The organism is Microbacterium sp. 18062, assembly GCF_902706225.1.
Lineage (GTDB): Bacteria > Actinomycetota > Actinomycetes > Actinomycetales > Microbacteriaceae > Microbacterium.
The window spans coordinates 15,498-30,503 of the sequence record NZ_CACSKB010000008.1; the positions used below are offsets into that span (position 1 = coordinate 15,498).

13 protein-coding genes are annotated in these 15,006 nt (G+C 68.5%); 9 read left to right on the plus strand and 4 right to left on the minus strand.

What is annotated here, in order from left to right; all coding sequences use genetic code 11:
- The first annotated feature begins 20 nt into the window (after positions 1–20).
- From GVL03_RS04655 to GVL03_RS04665, 3 genes are read left to right on the plus strand one after another with little or no spacing between them, the layout of a single operon-like run.
- A complete protein-coding gene (locus GVL03_RS04655) occupies positions 21–797 on the plus strand; it encodes a GntR family transcriptional regulator (protein WP_159499828.1) in 777 nt (258 codons plus the stop codon).
- A gap of 29 nt (positions 798–826) precedes the next feature.
- Positions 827–2,302 carry an NAD-dependent succinate-semialdehyde dehydrogenase gene (locus GVL03_RS04660; protein ID WP_159499829.1) on the plus strand — a complete coding sequence of 492 codons (1,476 nt, stop codon included), beginning with the start codon at positions 827–829 and terminating at the stop codon, positions 2,300–2,302.
- Between the two features lie 8 nt (positions 2,303–2,310).
- Complete coding sequence (locus GVL03_RS04665) at positions 2,311–3,372, plus strand: isocitrate/isopropylmalate dehydrogenase family protein (protein ID WP_159499830.1); 1,062 nt, start codon at positions 2,311–2,313, stop codon at positions 3,370–3,372.
- An 85-nt stretch (positions 3,373–3,457) separates the two neighbouring features.
- On the opposite strand, the gene GVL03_RS04670 is transcribed toward GVL03_RS04665, so the two are convergent.
- Entirely contained in the window at positions 3,458–4,165 is a 708-nt protein-coding gene (locus GVL03_RS04670) for an SDR family NAD(P)-dependent oxidoreductase (RefSeq protein ID WP_159499831.1), read from the minus strand.
- Between the two features lie 226 nt (positions 4,166–4,391).
- On the opposite strand from GVL03_RS04670, the gene GVL03_RS04675 reads away from it, so the two are divergent.
- Complete coding sequence (locus GVL03_RS04675; protein WP_159499832.1) at positions 4,392–5,831, plus strand: amidohydrolase family protein; 1,440 nt, start codon at positions 4,392–4,394, stop codon at positions 5,829–5,831.
- A gap of 67 nt (positions 5,832–5,898) precedes the next feature.
- On the opposite strand, the gene GVL03_RS04680 is transcribed toward GVL03_RS04675, so the two are convergent.
- Positions 5,899–7,158, minus strand: a complete 1,260-nt coding sequence (locus tag GVL03_RS04680) for a dihydrolipoamide acetyltransferase family protein (RefSeq protein WP_159499833.1) — start codon at positions 7,156–7,158, stop codon at positions 5,899–5,901.
- On the minus strand, positions 7,158–9,341 hold the full coding sequence (locus GVL03_RS04685; RefSeq protein ID WP_159499834.1) for a thiamine pyrophosphate-dependent enzyme: 2,184 nt from the start codon (positions 9,339–9,341) through the stop codon (positions 7,158–7,160). The genes GVL03_RS04680 and GVL03_RS04685 overlap by 1 nt, the downstream gene beginning before the upstream one ends.
- Before the next feature lie 128 nt (positions 9,342–9,469).
- On the opposite strand from GVL03_RS04685, the gene GVL03_RS04690 reads away from it, so the two are divergent.
- The 3 genes from GVL03_RS04690 (at position 9,470) to GVL03_RS04700 (ending at position 12,315) form a co-directional block, all read left to right on the plus strand.
- On the plus strand, positions 9,470–10,021 hold the full coding sequence (locus GVL03_RS04690; RefSeq protein ID WP_235038023.1) for a VOC family protein: 552 nt from the start codon (positions 9,470–9,472) through the stop codon (positions 10,019–10,021).
- 40 nt (positions 10,022–10,061) lie between these two features.
- The gene (locus GVL03_RS04695; RefSeq protein WP_159499835.1) at positions 10,062–10,742 is read left to right on the plus strand and encodes a GntR family transcriptional regulator; all 681 of its coding nucleotides are present in this window, start codon (positions 10,062–10,064) and stop codon (positions 10,740–10,742) included.
- 208 nt (positions 10,743–10,950) lie between these two features.
- Positions 10,951–12,315 carry an aminomethyl transferase family protein gene (locus GVL03_RS04700; protein WP_159499836.1) on the plus strand — a complete coding sequence of 455 codons (1,365 nt, stop codon included), beginning with the start codon at positions 10,951–10,953 and terminating at the stop codon, positions 12,313–12,315.
- A 116-nt stretch (positions 12,316–12,431) separates the two neighbouring features.
- Here the strand turns inward: GVL03_RS04700 and GVL03_RS04705 are convergent, their stop codons facing one another.
- Positions 12,432–13,466: a ketopantoate reductase family protein gene (locus tag GVL03_RS04705; RefSeq protein WP_159499837.1), complete on the minus strand. Its 1,035-nt coding sequence runs from the start codon at positions 13,464–13,466 to the stop codon at positions 12,432–12,434.
- A 154-nt stretch (positions 13,467–13,620) separates the two neighbouring features.
- Here GVL03_RS04705 and GVL03_RS04710 point away from each other — a divergent pair, with 154 nt between their 5' ends.
- The gene (locus GVL03_RS04710; protein ID WP_159499838.1) at positions 13,621–13,932 is read left to right on the plus strand and encodes a Dabb family protein; all 312 of its coding nucleotides are present in this window, start codon (positions 13,621–13,623) and stop codon (positions 13,930–13,932) included.
- Positions 13,929–14,996, plus strand: coding sequence for a zinc-binding dehydrogenase (locus GVL03_RS04715; protein WP_159499839.1), 1,068 nt, complete (start codon positions 13,929–13,931; stop codon positions 14,994–14,996). Before GVL03_RS04710 ends, GVL03_RS04715 begins: the two co-directional genes overlap by 4 nt.
- The last annotated feature ends 10 nt before the right edge of the window (positions 14,997–15,006 follow it).

Genomic DNA, 15,006 nt, shown 5'->3' on the forward strand with positions numbered 1-15,006 from the left:
CCCAGTGTCAGGATCAGGACATGGAAGACAGAACAAGGCTCCTCATGGACCGCATCCGTCAGGAGATCCGGCGATTCGAGCTGAGAGTCGGAGAGCGACTCGGAAGCGAGCGCGAACTGGCAGAGCGGCTGGATGCCTCCCGTGCGGCCCTGCGACTGGCGCTCGACGCCCTCGAAACCGAAGGGCGCGTGCGCCGTACGATGGGCAGCACCGGCGGGGTCTTCGTCAGCGACGGGCGGATCGAACGCAACCTGAACACGATCATGGGCGTTCCCGACATGCTGCGTCAGCAGGGCTTCCGCGGCGCCACGTCCGTGATCCGCGCGGCCATCGCCGTCGCGAGTCCCGGCGAGCAGCGGGCGCTCGGCATCGCGGACGGCGTGAACGTGTACCGGATCATCCGTCGCCGAGATGCCGACGACGTGCCCTGGTCGCTGGACACGTCGGTCGTTCCGGCGGAACTCGCGCCCGGACTGCTGTCGCACGATCTTGCCGAGTCGCTCTACGGCATCCTCAAAGAGCACTACGGTGTTGAGCCGCACGAAGCACACGAGACGATCGAAGTGGTCCCCGCTGACTCGTACGACGCGGCCACCCTCGACATCCCGCTCGGCGGACCGATCCTACAGATCTGGCGACACACGACCACCAGCAACGGCACGGTCATGGAATTCGCCCACGATCGCTTCCGCGCCGATCGAACGCGCGTCCACCTGCAGCGCTTCGGTGCACGCTGGAAACGCGCCGCCCCCCGCCCCTCGCCGGAGCGTCTCCGCTCCGTCCGTTCCATGCCCTGACCTCGCACTGCTCAGCCAAGGATCCTCCAATGACTCTGACCCCTCCGCTTCCCCCCGTGCTCAGCACACTCCCCACCGGACTTCTCGTCGACGGCGAATGGCGTGACGCCACGGATGGCGGCCGATTCGATGTGATCGACCCGGCCAACGGGCGGGTGCTGTCCTCGATCGCGGACGCGACGCCCGACGACGCACAGGCAGCGCTCGATGCGGCTGCGGCCGCGCAGCGTTCCTGGGCGGGAACGACATCGTACTCGCGGGCGGACATTCTCCGCCGGGTCTACGAGGTCCTCCTCGAGCGCAGAGAAGAGCTCGCCTGGCTGATCACCCGCGAGATGGGCAAACCCCTGGCAGATGCTCGTGGCGAGGTGCAATACGCGGCCAACTTCTTCCGATGGTTCGCCGAAGAGGCCGTTCGCATCCGCGGCACGCATGCAGTCGCTCCGGACGGGCGGGGTCAGATCCTCACCGTTCGTGAGCCGGTCGGCCCTTGCCTTCTCATCACACCGTGGAATTTCCCACTGGCGATGGGTGCCCGCAAGATCGGACCTGCCCTCGCCGCGGGCTGCACGATCGTGTTCAAGCCTGCGCCGCAGACTCCTCTGTCGACACTCGCCCTCGCGCAGATCCTGCAGGAGGCAGGCCTACCCGACGGCGTACTGAACGTGCTACCGACTACACGTGCCGCCGAGCTCGTCGAGCCCCTCCTTCGCAGCGGAGTCATCCGGAAGCTGTCATTCACCGGCTCCACTCACGTCGGGAAGATCCTCTTGGAGCAGGCGGCGAGCGCCGTGGTGCGCACCTCGATGGAGCTGGGCGGGAACGCCCCGTTCATCGTGTTCGACGACGCCGATCTGGATATCGCGGTCGAGGCGGCCGTGGCCGCCAAGATGCGCAACATGGGCGAGGCATGCACCGCTACCAACCGCCTGTATGTGCACGAGGGCATCGCCGCCGAGTTCACCCGTCGCTTCGCCGCGCGACTCGCGGATATGCCGGCCGGCGACGGCGAGGAGGAGGGCATCCTCGTGGGTCCGCTCATCGATGCGCCCAGCCTCGCGAAGGTCGAACGGCTCGTCGCGGATGCGATCGCCAAGGGAGCACGGGTCGCACTCGGCGGCAACGCCGACGATCTCGCCGGCTACCTCTATCCGCCGACGATCCTCACCCATGTCCCCGTGGATGCCGACCTGCTCACGACAGAGATCTTCGGCCCGGTCGCGCCGATCGTGACCTTCGTGGATGAGAACGACGTCGTCACCCGTGCGAATGCTACGGAATGGGGGCTCGTCGGATACATCATGACTCGCGATCTCGACCGAGCACAGCGGATGGCCGGCGCGCTGGACGTTGGCATGGTCGGCTTGAACACCGGCATCGTTTCGGATGTCGCTGCTCCGTTCGGCGGCGTGAAGGAGTCGGGACTCGGGCGTGAGGGCGGCCACCTGGGAATCGATGAGTTCCTCAACCACAAGTACATCTCTGTCGCCGCGCCGAAAGCCTGACATCCAACATGACCGACAACGTTCAGACTTACACGATCGACCTGATCCCCGGCGACGGCATAGGGATCGAGGTGATCCCACCCGCCGTCGCTGCCGTCAACGCGCTCGGCGACGCACACGGGTTCCGCGTGAACTGGCGCGAACGCCCCTGGGGCTCGGCCTTCTACCGCGCGCATCACATGATGATGCCCGCCGACGGATTGGACCAGATGGCTGACGGTGACGGTATCCTCCTCGGCGCGGTCGGCGATCCCGACATCGCCGACACCGTTACTCTTTGGGGCCTGCTCATCCCGATTCGACGTCGTTTCCAGCAGTACGTCAACTTACGCCCGTCCCGCACTCTGCCGGGAGTGCGCAGCCCCATCGGCGACACCGCCTTCGACATGATGATCGTGCGCGAGAACGTCGAGGGCGAGTACTCCGAGATCGGCGGCCGCTTCAATCAGGGAACCCGCGAAGAGGCTGCCGTCCAGGAGTCGGTCTTCACCCGCAGGGGTGTGTCCCGAGTTGCGCGCTTCGCGGCGCGGCTCGCCGCCGACCGTTCGGGCACAATCGTCTCGGCGACGAAATCCAACGGCATCCTGCACACCATGCCGTTCTGGGATGAGATCGTCGATGAGGTCGGCGCGGAAGAAGGCGTCGCCGTGGACAAGGTGCTGATCGACGCCCTTGCGGCGCGCTTCGTGCTGCGACCGCAGTCGCTGGATGTCGTCGTCGCCTCGAACCTGTTCGGCGACATCCTTTCGGACCTCGCGGCCGCCCTCGCCGGTTCCCTCGGAATCGCACCGAGCGCAAACCTCAATCCGGAGCGCGAGCACCCATCGCTTTTCGAACCGGTGCATGGCTCAGCGCCCGATATCGCCGGTCAGGGCGTCGCGAATCCCGTTGCGGCGATGTGGGCAGCGGCGATGATGCTCGACCACCTGGGGCAGGCCTCGGCGGCGCGAGAGCTCGAGGCCGCTGTCTTCGCCCCGCTCGCGCAGGGCATCTCCACTCGCGATCTGGGCGGAGATTGCACGACCGAGGACTACTCCGCGCACGTGCTCGAACGCCTTCGGCGCGTTTGACGTCCTGCAACCGGTGCGATGTATGCCGAGGCTGATCTGCGGACCCGATTCTCCGTCTTACGCGGAGAGGCGTTCCGGGCGGTCGTCAGATGACGGCGGTCCCCCGATCGACGCAGAGGTTCACGGCTGACACGCCCTGGTTGCGCAGGAGGAACTGCGTCGCGTCCACGACGTCCGCCATCGTCGCGAGGGCGCCGCCGGGCGTGTGGTCCTCGTACGCCTTGAGCACGCCCTCGGGCTTGCTCGCCCAGAACGGGCTGTCGCCGACGATCCCCGGGTGGATGGCGTTGACGCGGATCGGGGCGAGTTCGAGAGCCAGGGTGTTGACCATGCCCGTCACCCCTCCGTTGATCGAGGAGACGGTCGTCGACCCGGGGTACGGAAGGTCCTTCGCTCGGCCCCCGAAGAGCACGATCCCGGTCGCCACCGACGGCTCGAGACGGTCCAGAAGCGTGTGGACCGTCTCCGCGTAGCCGACGAGCTTGAGCGTGACGAGGCGAATGGCACGTTCGATGTCGTAGTCGCGGATGCTGTTCGCATCCCGCTCGATCGCGGCGAGGACCAGGCCGTGGACCTCGCCGACTCCCGCGAGCTGCGCGCGGATCGTCGAGGGCTCGGAGATGTCCAGCGCCACGCCCTGCACCGAGGGGCCGAGGCCCACGGCGATCTCCGTCGTGCGCGCGGCGTCTCGCCCCGTGATGACCACGCGCTCGCCCCGTGCGACGCAGTCCCGCGCGATCTCGAGCCCGATACCGGACGTTCCGCCTACCACGACGACTGTGCGCTCACCCACGACGACTCCTTCTCACGTCTTCCCTATGGCGGTCGATCCGCCGGTCTGCGGCGTGCCGACTCTCTGCATGAAGAGTGAGACTGGACAACGCTGTTCAGCAGTGCTTTATTGGAGTCAAGCCGAATGTCGGCGCGAAAGTCAAGTACGCCCGGGCCGATGGCGGTCGCTCACACCCGACACGACCACCCGCCCGCCCGCGCAGGATCATCAAGGAGGATGAGCGTCAATGCCGCACCCTGTTCCCCAGCCGAAGCAGGCGATCGTGTTCCGCAACGGCATCGTCCTGACGATGGACGATGTGCACACCGTGCTCCCCGAGGGAGACGTCCTTGTCGTCGACGGTCGCATCGCCGCCGTCGGCAACGACCTGGCCGTTCCCGAGGGCACATACGAGATCGACGCCAAGGGCGGCATCGTCATGCCCGGGATGGTCGACACCCACCGGCACATGTGGCAGACCGCGATGCGCGGCTACGGGGCCGACTGGACCCTCACGCAGTACTTCGTCTGGTACTACCTCGAGCACGGCATGAAGTTCCGCCCCCAGGACGTCGCCGCCGGCAACCTCATCTCGGCTCTGGACGCACTCGAGTCCGGCGTCACGACGACCGTCGACTGGTCGCACGGGCTGCGCACCCCCGAGCACGGCGCCGCCGCCTACGAGGCCCTGGCCACGTCGCCGGGACGTTTCGTCCTGGGCTACGGCAACCTCGCGGGCGCCCCGTGGGAATGGGCGCAGGACCCGGAGGTGCGCCGTCTCATCGAGAACGCCCGCGACGACTCCCGGCTGTTCGGTGCGCAGCTGGCCTTCGACGTGCCCGGCGACGAGAGCTTCCCCGAGCGCCCCGCGTTCGAGCTCGCCCGGGAGCTGGGCATCCAGGTGACCACGCACGCCGGAGTCTGGGGCGCGACGAACGACAACGGCATCCGCCTGATGTACGAGAACGGCTTCATGGACCCCGGCACGATCTACGTGCACGCCGCGTCCCTCGGCGAGGAGTCGTATCAGCGCATCGCCGCGACCGGCGGGACGGTCTCGCTGTCGACGGAGAGCGAGCAGACGTGCGGACAGGGCTACCCGCCGGCGCACGCGCTTCGTCGGCACGGCATCCCCGCCTCGCTCTCGGTCGACACGAGCGTGTGGTTCAGCGCCGACATGTTCTCCGCCATGCGCACCACGATCGGCGCGGACCGATCGCTCGAGCACTACATCGCGCACCAGAGCGATCAGACCATCACCCACGCGCTCATCCGCGTCGAGGATGTCGTGGACTGGGCGACGCGCGGCGGCGCCGTCGCCATCGGCAAGCTCGACCAGATCGGCAGCCTCGAGGCGGGGAAGCTCGGCGACGTCCTGCTGATCAAGAACGACGACTCCCCCACGATGTCGCCCATCCTCAACCCCTACGGCCACGTCGTGTACCAGGCGGGTCGCGGAGACGTCGACACGGTCCTCGTCGGCGGGGAGGTCGTGAAATGGGGCGGGAAGCTCGTCGCCGGCGATCTCAAGGGCGTGAAGGCGAGACTCGAGGACACCGTCGCCTACCTCGAGGGCGCACTCGGCGATGAGACCTGGAAAGCGGGGATGAACCCCGAGATCCCCGAAGTGGAGATCCTGCACAACCCGTACCAGTACCGCAAGGAGGGCTCGACCCTCAGCCGCTGAGCGCCCGCACGAGAGAGGCCCGTCCCCGTGGACGGGCCTCTCTCGTTGAGCGCGGCGCGCTCGCGGCTCAGATGAGCATGCTCAGCGGGTTCTCGATGCGGCGGACGAAGGCGCCGAGCCAGCGGGCCGCGACGGCGCCGTCGACCACACGGTGATCCGCCGACAGCGTGACGGTCATGACGCTGCCGACCTGGACCGCGTCATCGACGACCAGAGGCACCCGGCGCGCGGCCCCGACGGCGAGAATGCCCGCGTGCGGCGGGTTGATGATCGCCGAGAACGCCCCCACCCCGAACATCCCGAGGTTCGACACGCTGAAGGCTCCCCCCTCGATCTCGTGCTGACGCAGGCTTCCGGCGCGTGCGCGCTCCGCGAGATCGGCCAGCGCCGTGCTCGTCTGGCTGAGCGAAAGGCGCTCGACCCCTCTGAGCACGGGGGTGACGAGCCCGCCGTCGACCGCGACGGCCACGGCGATGTCCGCCCCCGCGAAACGGCGGATCGTCTTCTCCTGCCAGATCGCGTTCGCCTCCGGGACCTCGATGAGTGCGCCGGCCACGGCCTTGATGACGAAGTCGTTGAGCGAGACGCGCAGGTCGGACCCCTCGTTGACACGGCGGCGCAGCTCGATCAGCTCGTCGACCCGGCATTCCGCCTCCACGAAGAAGTGCGGCACGGTGCTCGTGCTCTCCGTGAGTCGCCGGGCGATCGCTCGACGCATCGAGGTCACCGGTACGTCCTCGTAGCCGGTCTGCGGCTCGATCTCTGCGTGCGCCTGCAAAGACGGAGGCGTCTCGTGCCCGCTGGCCGGCGCGAGGAGCGTGACGTCGCGCTCGACGTGGCGCTCGAGATCACGGCGGACGATACGGCCGCGCGGTCCGCTGCCGACGATCGAGTCGAGCTCCAGGCCGCGCTCGCGGGCGAGGCGATGCACGAGGGGGCTCGCGATGATCCGCGACCCGCGGTCCGTCGTGGCGGCGACAGGCGGGTCGGGCATCGGCCCCTCCCCCTGACGTCTCGGGGCCGCGGCGGCCGTGGACCCGACGGACTCCGCGGATGCGACGTATCCGTCAGGTTCGTGGACCTGTTCGCCGTGCTCACCGATGATGAGGATGGCGTCGCCGATCGCGACCGGATCGCCGGGGGCCACGAGTACCCGGAGGATGACGCCGGCGACTTCCGCGGCGTACTCGACGACCGCCTTGTCGGTCTCGATCTCTGCGAGCGGAGTGCCGACGGCGACGGTCTGGCCCACCTCGACGAGCCAGGACTGGACAGCGGCCTCGGTCACGCCGGTGAGCACCTCGGGCATGTGGACGGTGGTGGCCATCAGCGTCCGCCCATCTCATCGCGCATGCGCGCAATTCCCGCGGCGACCTCTTCGCCGCCGGCGATCGCCGCACGCTCGAGCACCTTGGAGATGCTCGGGCTCGCCTCGCCGCCGGTGACCCGCTGCACCGGCTGGTCGAGCCAGTCGAAGAACCGTCGATGGATCTCGTCGGCGAGCCACGCGCCGTAGGACGTGCCCTGCGCGCCCTGCTCGACGATCAGCACGGCGTTGGTCTTCTTCACGGAGCGCTCGATGCATGCCCAGTCCACCGACGCCCGGTCGAGCCAACGCAGATCGATGACGTCGGCATCCAATCCCGACTCGGCGACCGCATCGAGCACGACGCCGACCATGGAGAGGTAGCTGATGACGGTCGCCTCCGTGCCCTCGCGTCGCAGCGCCGCCCTCCCCAGCGGCAGATGGTAGTCGAGGTCCCCCTCGGGTATCTCGTCTCGGCGGCCGTAGAGATCGATGTGTTCGATGACCAGCACGGGATCCTCCAACGCCAGCGCCGTGTTCATGAGCCCGATGTAGTCCGCGGCGCACGAGGGCGCGATGATGCGCCATCCCGGACTCGTCGCGAAGATCCCGGCGGGATCCATGAGGTGCTGCGAGCCGTACCCGGAGCCCATCGCGACCTTCGTGCGCAACACGAGCGGAACGGGGTTCACACCGCCGAACATGTGCCGCGCCTTGCCGATCTGGTTGAACACCTGGTCCGCGGCGACCCACAGGAAGTCGGGATACATGAACTCCACCACCGGGCGGAAACGTCCGTCCAGCGCCATGCCGCCGGCGAGACCGACGAAGGCGTTCTCGCTGATCGGCGTGCCCAGCACTCGCTCGGGGAACGCGTGCGCCAGACCCTTCGTCGCCCCGTTCGTCCCGCCGGCGAGCCGGTGGACGTCCTCGCCGAGCACGACGATGCGCTCGTCCTGCTCCATCCGACGCTGCATGACGGCGGCGACCGCGTCGACGAACCTGACCTCCTCCGTCGCGCCGCCGTCCGCGTCGCCGCGTATGCGCGCACCGCGGAGCTCGGATGCGTCGCCACGCACGCCGACGTCGACGAATGCCGTGTCCGGCCACAGCTCGGGACGAATGCGACGCTTGCCCGCCCGTTCGGGGTCATCCTCCACCAGCGCCCCCGCCACATCGCGCATGGCCTCCTGCGACTGGTGGCGCACGCCGGCGGCTTCGGCGTCGGTGAGGAGTCCGAGCGTGCGCATCTCGGATGCGACCCGCTCGAGCGGGTCCCGCACGCGCCACTGGGCTTCCTCCTCCTTCGGGCGGTAGCCGAACGCGCTCCCGGGATAGGGCCCGTTCTGGTGGAAGAAGCGGTAGACATCGGCTTCGATGACGGCAGGCCCCTCACCCGCGCGCATGCGCTCCTCGGCCTCGCGCATCGCCAGGTGAACCGCGAGGGGGTCCATCCCGTCCACTCGCCAGGAGGGGATGGAGAACCCCTGGCCGCGCACCGACAGCCGCGTGTCCGCCGAGATCTCCGACACGTGCGTCGACACACCGTACATGTTGTTCTCGATGAAGAAGGCGACGGGAAGCTTCCACACCGCCGCCAGGTTCATGCTCTCGAGCACCGAGCCGATCTGGCTCGCCCCGTCGCCGAAGTAGTTGACGGTGACGTCCGTGGTTCCGGCGTGGCGCTGCGCCCAGGCGTTGCCCGCGGCCATCGGCGCTCCGCCGCCCACGATCGCATTCGTGCCCAGCGCGCCCGCCTCGAACCACTGCAGGTGCATGGACCCACCGCGCCCTCGGCAATAGCCCTGGGCGAGGCCGAGGATCTCGGCGAGCGTCTTCTGCAGCACCTCGCGCACGGCAGGTTTCGCGATCTCGCCCAGGTCGTGGCGCCCGCCCTCGACGTGGGTCAGCGCCTTGGCGAGGAACTGGTGGTGACCACGGTGCGACCCGTTGACCGCATCGGTGGAGCGGAGACCGATGATCGAGCCGACCGCGCCCCCCTCCTGGCCGATGCTCGAGTGCGCGGGGCCGTGGACCAGGCCCTCGCCGGCGAGTTCGAGAACCGTCTCCTCGAAGGCCCGGATCAGATGCAGCTGCACCAGCATGCCGGTGAGCAGGTTCGGATCGGCAGCCTTCCAGTCGGCTGCGGTGCTGCTCAGACTCACCCACGGAACGCCGGTCTCCAGTGATCTCCGCTCAGGCATGGTCCGCTCTCTCTCCATCGACAAGCTGTACGCGCATCCCTGCGCAAGGCCCAGCGTACGCCGTGATTGAATCCAATCTCAAGATATGCAATCGATAATCGCACTGAATCGACGTAGCATCGACACAAGTGGATTCAATCGAGGAGGAGCGCATGGGCATTCCCGGGATGCGCGGCAGCGACCACATCGGGATCACGGTTCCGAACCTGGACGAGGCGGATGCCTTCCTCGTGGAGGTTCTCGGGGCCGACCGGTTCTACGAGTTGGGACCCTTCGCCGACGCCGACGGCACCTGGATGAAGGATCATCTCGGCGTGCATCCACGCACGGTCATGCGGCGCCTACGGTTCTACCGCCTCGGCCACGGCACCAACCTCGAGGTGTTCGAGTACGACAGCGCAGACGACCCGCGCCCCGCCCCCCGCAACAGCGATCCGGGCGGCCACCATCTCGCGATCTACGTCGACGACCTGGATGCCGCGGTGGCCTACCTGCGGCAGCACGGAGTGCGGATCCTCGGCGAGCCGACGGCGAGTCGCTCGGCGAGCGAGGGCCAGCGATGGGTCTACTTCCTGAGCCCCTGGGGCATGCAGTTCGAACTCGTCAGCTTCCCTCAGGGCAAGGCGTACGAGAAGAGCACGGACCGCAGGCTCTGGCACAGTGCCCATCCAGAGGACTGAACGGAGCATCAATCGTTGCGCGACGGGCGATGATGGACGGATGAGCGAGATCCGGACCCGGGTGGGCGATGCCGGCCCGCGCGTGGCCGAGGGGCTTCGCGAGGCGATCCGTCGCGGCGACTACGCACCGGGCACACGGATCCGTCAGGTCGAGGTCGCCGACCGTTTCGGAGCCAGCCGCGTGCCTGTGCGGGAGGCCCTGCGGATCCTCGAGAACGAGGGACTCGTGCGCCTCGTGGCGAACACGGGCGCGTGGGTGTCAACCCTGACGCTCGCCGAGTGCGAGGAGATCTATCGGATGCGGGAGCGGCTCGAGCCCCTCCTGCTCTCCTACGCCGCCCCCATGCTCGATGAGAGCGCACTGGACGAACTGGATGAGCTCGCCCGAGCGATGTCGCGCACGGACGACGTCGACGTCTTCCTGGATCTCGACCGACGGTTCCATCTCGGATCATATCGAGGGACCCGCACACTCCAGCTCGGCGACCTCGTCGAGAAGCTGTGGGACAGCACTCAGCCCTACCGGCGTGCGTACACGCTCTCGATCGGCGAGGAGGCCCGGCGCATCGCGCACGAGGAACATCACCTCCTCATCGCGGCGCTCCGCGATGACGATGTCGACGAGGCGGAGCGCGTGCTCGCCGGGCACATCCGCCGGACCCGACGACGCCTGGCCCGCCATCCGGAGCTCTTCGAGGGACTGGGCCGCGACCGCGTGTGAGGGCGCCCCGCCGGGTCCTCCCGGCGAAGGGTCCTATGGCGGGCCGGCGACCGACCCATAAGAAGACAGCCATAGATGGCGCGGTGCTTCGTCTTTCCCTGGGCATACAGCGCGCTCCTAGCCTGAGTGCTGCATCTCACATCACACCTGTCCGCGACGTCGCGAACGGGCCCCGATGGTGCCGCTGCCGCGAAAGGAGCACCCAGCGATGACCCAAAAGAGCCTTGCCGCTTTCCTCGCCGAATACCAGAGCCCCGTTCAGGCTCTGCGCGAGTTGCCCCGGTACTCGACCACGTACCCCGGCCTCGCCGCGCAGTACTCGAACTGGCGGTCCGAGCAGAAGGCGTGGCGCGAAGACGTCGCGCTGCTGGACCAGTCGTTCCACATGGCGAACCTGTTCGTCGACGGCCCCGATGCGGTCAAGGTCTTCGCCGACCTCGCGATCAACCGCTTCGACAACTTCCGCCCCGGCATGGCGAAGCAGTTCATCGCGACCAACCCCGACGGCCAGCTCCTGGGGGACGGCATCCTCGTCTACCTGGGCGAGAACAGCCTCAACCTCGTGGGCGAGCCACGGTCGATCATCAGCTGGGTCGAGTACAACCTCGAGAAGGGCGACTACGACGTCACCTACGAGTTCGAGACCTCCGCGCAGCGCCAGGACCAGCCGCCGCGCTACTACCGCTACCAGATCCAGGGCCCCAAGGCGACCGCGCTCATCGAAGAGGTGTCCGGGGGCCCTGCCCCGGAGACGAAGTTCTTCCACCTCGCCGACTTCACGATCGCCGGAAAGCGCACGCGCGGCATCCGCCACGGCATGGCGGGGCAGGCGGGCTTCGAGTTCTTCGGCCCGTGGGAGGACGGTCCCGCCGTGCGCGAGGCCTTCCTCGCCGCCGGCGAGAAGTACGGGCTGAAGGTCGTCGGCTCGACGGCCTACTTCACGAACAACATCGAATCCGGCTGGCTCGCCAGCCCCCTCCCCGCGCTCTACAGCGGGGAGTCGACCAGGGAGTTCCGGGAGTGGCTGCCCGCGAGCGCCGCAGGATCGCTCGGCGGCAGCTTCGATGCACCCGACATCGAGGACTACTACGTCACGCCGTTCGACGTGGGCTACGGGCGCTTCATCGCGTCCGATCACGATTTCGTCGGCAGGGAGGCTCTGACGCGGCTGTCGGAGAAGCCCTCGCGCCAGAAGGTCACGCTGATCTGGAACGAGGACGACGTGGCGAAGCTCGTCCACGACCTCCTCGCGCCCGAGAGCGGGCTGCCGCCCCAGTATCTCGAGTTCGCGAGCGCGAAGTACGTCAAGTACCTCTTCGACCGCATCTCGGTGGAGGACCAGACCGTCGGCTTCCTGACGCATACGACCTACCTTGCACACGACCGGCGCCTCGCGTCGCTCGGCCTGGTGGACGCCGCGCACGCGGAGCCCGGCACGAAGGTCGTCATCACCTGGGGCGACAGCCTGGCAACGCCCCGCAACGACGTCGAGCCGCATCAGCAGGTGCAGATCCGTGCGACCGTCGCCCCTGTGCCCTTCAGCGCATACGCCCGCGAGACCTACCGCAAGTAGGCGATCCCACGTGAACGGTTCCCGACCCCTCGGAGTCGGGAACCGTTCACGTGCGCACGCATGCGCGGCATGACGCCCGCGCCGTCAGCAGGGATCGTGCGGGTGCAGCGGGGTCGTCAGCGTCGCGGCGATGCGGCGGTCAGTCGCCGGAGGAGAGAGACATCCGGCTCGAGCTCTCCCCGTTCGATCGCCAGGGCCAGTGCCAGGGCGGCGTCGTTGACCGGTGTCGGGATCGAGTGGATGCGCCCCCGCTCGACGACGGCGCCGTTGAGGTCCACGGCCTCCGAACGGCGGCCCTTCCGCCAGTCCTGGAGGACCGTGGTCGTCGCGCCCGGGACGACGAATCCGGCGAACAGTTTGTCCGTCATCGTCGCCACCACGGTTCGACGGTCGGAGATCTCCTCGTCGGAGAGACCGAAGATCGGAAGCACCGAATACCCCTCCGCGCCGCCCACCGCGAGCGCCTCATCGCCTGCCGCGATCATGACGTCGCGGAACCCCGGCGTGTGGAGCGCATCGAGCATGGAGAGCCCCAGGGCCGCCGAGGTCACGAGCAGCGTCGCATTGCTGACGAGCTTCATCCACTTCGCTGAGAGGATGTCGTCGGATCGGGCGACCGTTCCGGAGTGCTCGAGCAGTCGCGAGACCTCCTCGACGCGGCCGGTCGGCCCGCCGGGGAGCGCCCCCAACGCGAACCAGGAGCGGGCGGGCGGGGTGTGCCGATGGACGATACCCGGCTCCTCCATCGTGGCGGAGCACTCGATGACGCAGCCGACCGTGCGTGCCGGGCCGACGACCGATGCGACGGTCTCCGCCGTCATCCCGTTCTGGACGCCGACCATGAGCCCCTGCGGTGCCAGCAGCGGCTCCAGCAGATGCGCCGCCCACCGCGTGTCGTACGCCTTCATGAGCACGAGGACGACATCGAAACCGTGCCGGAGCTCGGCGACCTCGCAGAGGTGGAGCACGCGCGGCCGGACGTGGAGGTCCCCGTCGGGGGAGAGGACCCGCAGACCACCGGCGCGCATCGCCTCGACGTGCGCCGGCCACTGCTCGACGAGGACGACGTCGTGTCCCGCCGCGATGAGGTCGGCGCCGATCGATGATCCGTTCGCCCCCGATCCCAGTACGGCGATCCGCGGTCCACTCATCCGACACCTCCGACGCTGGCTCTTTTGTGCAGGGTCACACTACAGTAAGGGTGTACGAAACCTTCACTTGGAGCTGAATTTCTCCCAGTTTCCCCTTCGCACAACAGGAATGCACAGTCAGACTGTACAACGCTCGATGAGGAGTACACCCGCCATGATCCTTCACACCGTCTCCTTCCGCTGGCGGGAAGGAGTCACCGACGACGACGTCGCGGCCCTCACCGACGCGCTCGGCGAGATGGCGACGAGGATCCCCCATCTGCGCTCCTACGTCGCGGCGCCGAACCTCCGTCTGCGTCCCGGCGGTGCCGACTACGGCGTCGTCGCGATCGTCGACGATGCGGCCGCGCTCGACGCGTACCTCGACCACCCCGCACACATCGCCGTCTTCAAGAGCCGTATCGAGCGGATGCTCGGCGAGCGCACGGCGACGCAACTGCCCATCGAGACGGGCTCGCTGACGTGATCGAGACGACCGCCGCCGTTCTCCATGGCGTCGGCGACCTCCGCATCGAGACGCGCCTCGTGCCTCCTCCCGGACCGCACGAAGTGCTCATCCGGGTCGCGGCGTGCGGCGTCTGCGGAAGCGACGCGATCGAGGCAGGCCGCGGTCGCGTGCTCGCAGATCCGCCCGTGACGCTCGGGCACGAGTTCGCGGGCACCGTCGAGGCCGTGGGCGACGCCGTGCGTGACCTGCCGGTCGGAGGCGTCGTCGTCAGCGGTGCCGGCATCGCGTGCGGCACGTGCCGCCCGTGCCGCGCACGGCGAACGAACCTGTGCGAGAGCTACCACACGATCGGATTCCACCGCGACGGAGCCCTGGCCGGGCACGTCGTCGTGCCCGCCTCCACCGTCTACGACGCCTCGCACGTGGGACTGGCCTGGGACACCCTGGCCCTCGCCCAGCCGATGGCGATCGCCGTCCACGCGGTCCGGCGAAGCGGTCTGCGCGCGGGAGACAAGGCGGTCGTCCTCGGCGTGGGGGGCATCGGCGCGTTCATCACGCATGTCGCCGCCGCCCTCGGCGCGGAGGTTCTCGCCGTCGCGCGCCACCAGGACAAGATCGACCTCGCTCGAGGGCTGGGCGCGGCGCGCGGGGTCCTCTCCGGAGAGGCGGAGCTGGCCGCTCACCTGGCGGAGATCGGCTGGGAGCCGGCCGTCTTCTTCGAGACCAGCGGCTCGGCCGCCGGTCTCGCGTCGATCATCGATGCAGCCGGCCGCGGCTCGACGATCGTGCCTGTCGGCATCCAGCGAGAGCCGTCGACGCTGAGCCTCGGAGCGATCTCGCTGAATGAGATCGCGATCATCGGAACCGTGGCGCACGTGTTCGCACAGGACGTCCCCGAGGCCGTCCGTCTCCTGGCCGCTCGTGCCGACTGGTCCGACGTCGCGGGGACGGTCCTCCCCCTGAGCGAGGTCGCCGATGGCGCGCTCGCCCCGTTGCTGGAGGGACGCGCGACCCAGACCAAGTCGATCGTCGACCCGTGGGCGTCGGCCCCGCGGCCCGCGATACACGGACGCGTCCGATGACCTCTCCGAC

What these genes read in the sequence shown, in the direction of transcription:
- GVL03_RS04655 (WP_159499828.1), top strand. Translation starts at nt 21, where the DNA reads ATGGAAGACAGAACAAGGCTCCTCATGGACCGCATCCGTCAGGAGATC.
- GVL03_RS04660 (WP_159499829.1), top strand. Translation starts at nt 827, where the DNA reads ATGACTCTGACCCCTCCGCTTCCCCCCGTGCTCAGCACACTCCCCACC.
- GVL03_RS04665 (WP_159499830.1), top strand. Translation starts at nt 2,311, where the DNA reads ATGACCGACAACGTTCAGACTTACACGATCGACCTGATCCCCGGCGAC.
- GVL03_RS04675 (WP_159499832.1), top strand. Translation starts at nt 4,392, where the DNA reads ATGCCGCACCCTGTTCCCCAGCCGAAGCAGGCGATCGTGTTCCGCAAC.
- GVL03_RS04680 (WP_159499833.1), bottom strand. Translation starts at nt 7,158, where the DNA reads ATGGCCACCACCGTCCACATGCCCGAGGTGCTCACCGGCGTGACCGAG.
- GVL03_RS04685 (WP_159499834.1), bottom strand. Translation starts at nt 9,341, where the DNA reads ATGCCTGAGCGGAGATCACTGGAGACCGGCGTTCCGTGGGTGAGTCTG.
- GVL03_RS04695 (WP_159499835.1), top strand. Translation starts at nt 10,062, where the DNA reads ATGAGCGAGATCCGGACCCGGGTGGGCGATGCCGGCCCGCGCGTGGCC.
- GVL03_RS04700 (WP_159499836.1), top strand. Translation starts at nt 10,951, where the DNA reads ATGACCCAAAAGAGCCTTGCCGCTTTCCTCGCCGAATACCAGAGCCCC.
- GVL03_RS04705 (WP_159499837.1), bottom strand. Translation starts at nt 13,466, where the DNA reads ATGAGTGGACCGCGGATCGCCGTACTGGGATCGGGGGCGAACGGATCA.
- GVL03_RS04710 (WP_159499838.1), top strand. Translation starts at nt 13,621, where the DNA reads ATGATCCTTCACACCGTCTCCTTCCGCTGGCGGGAAGGAGTCACCGAC.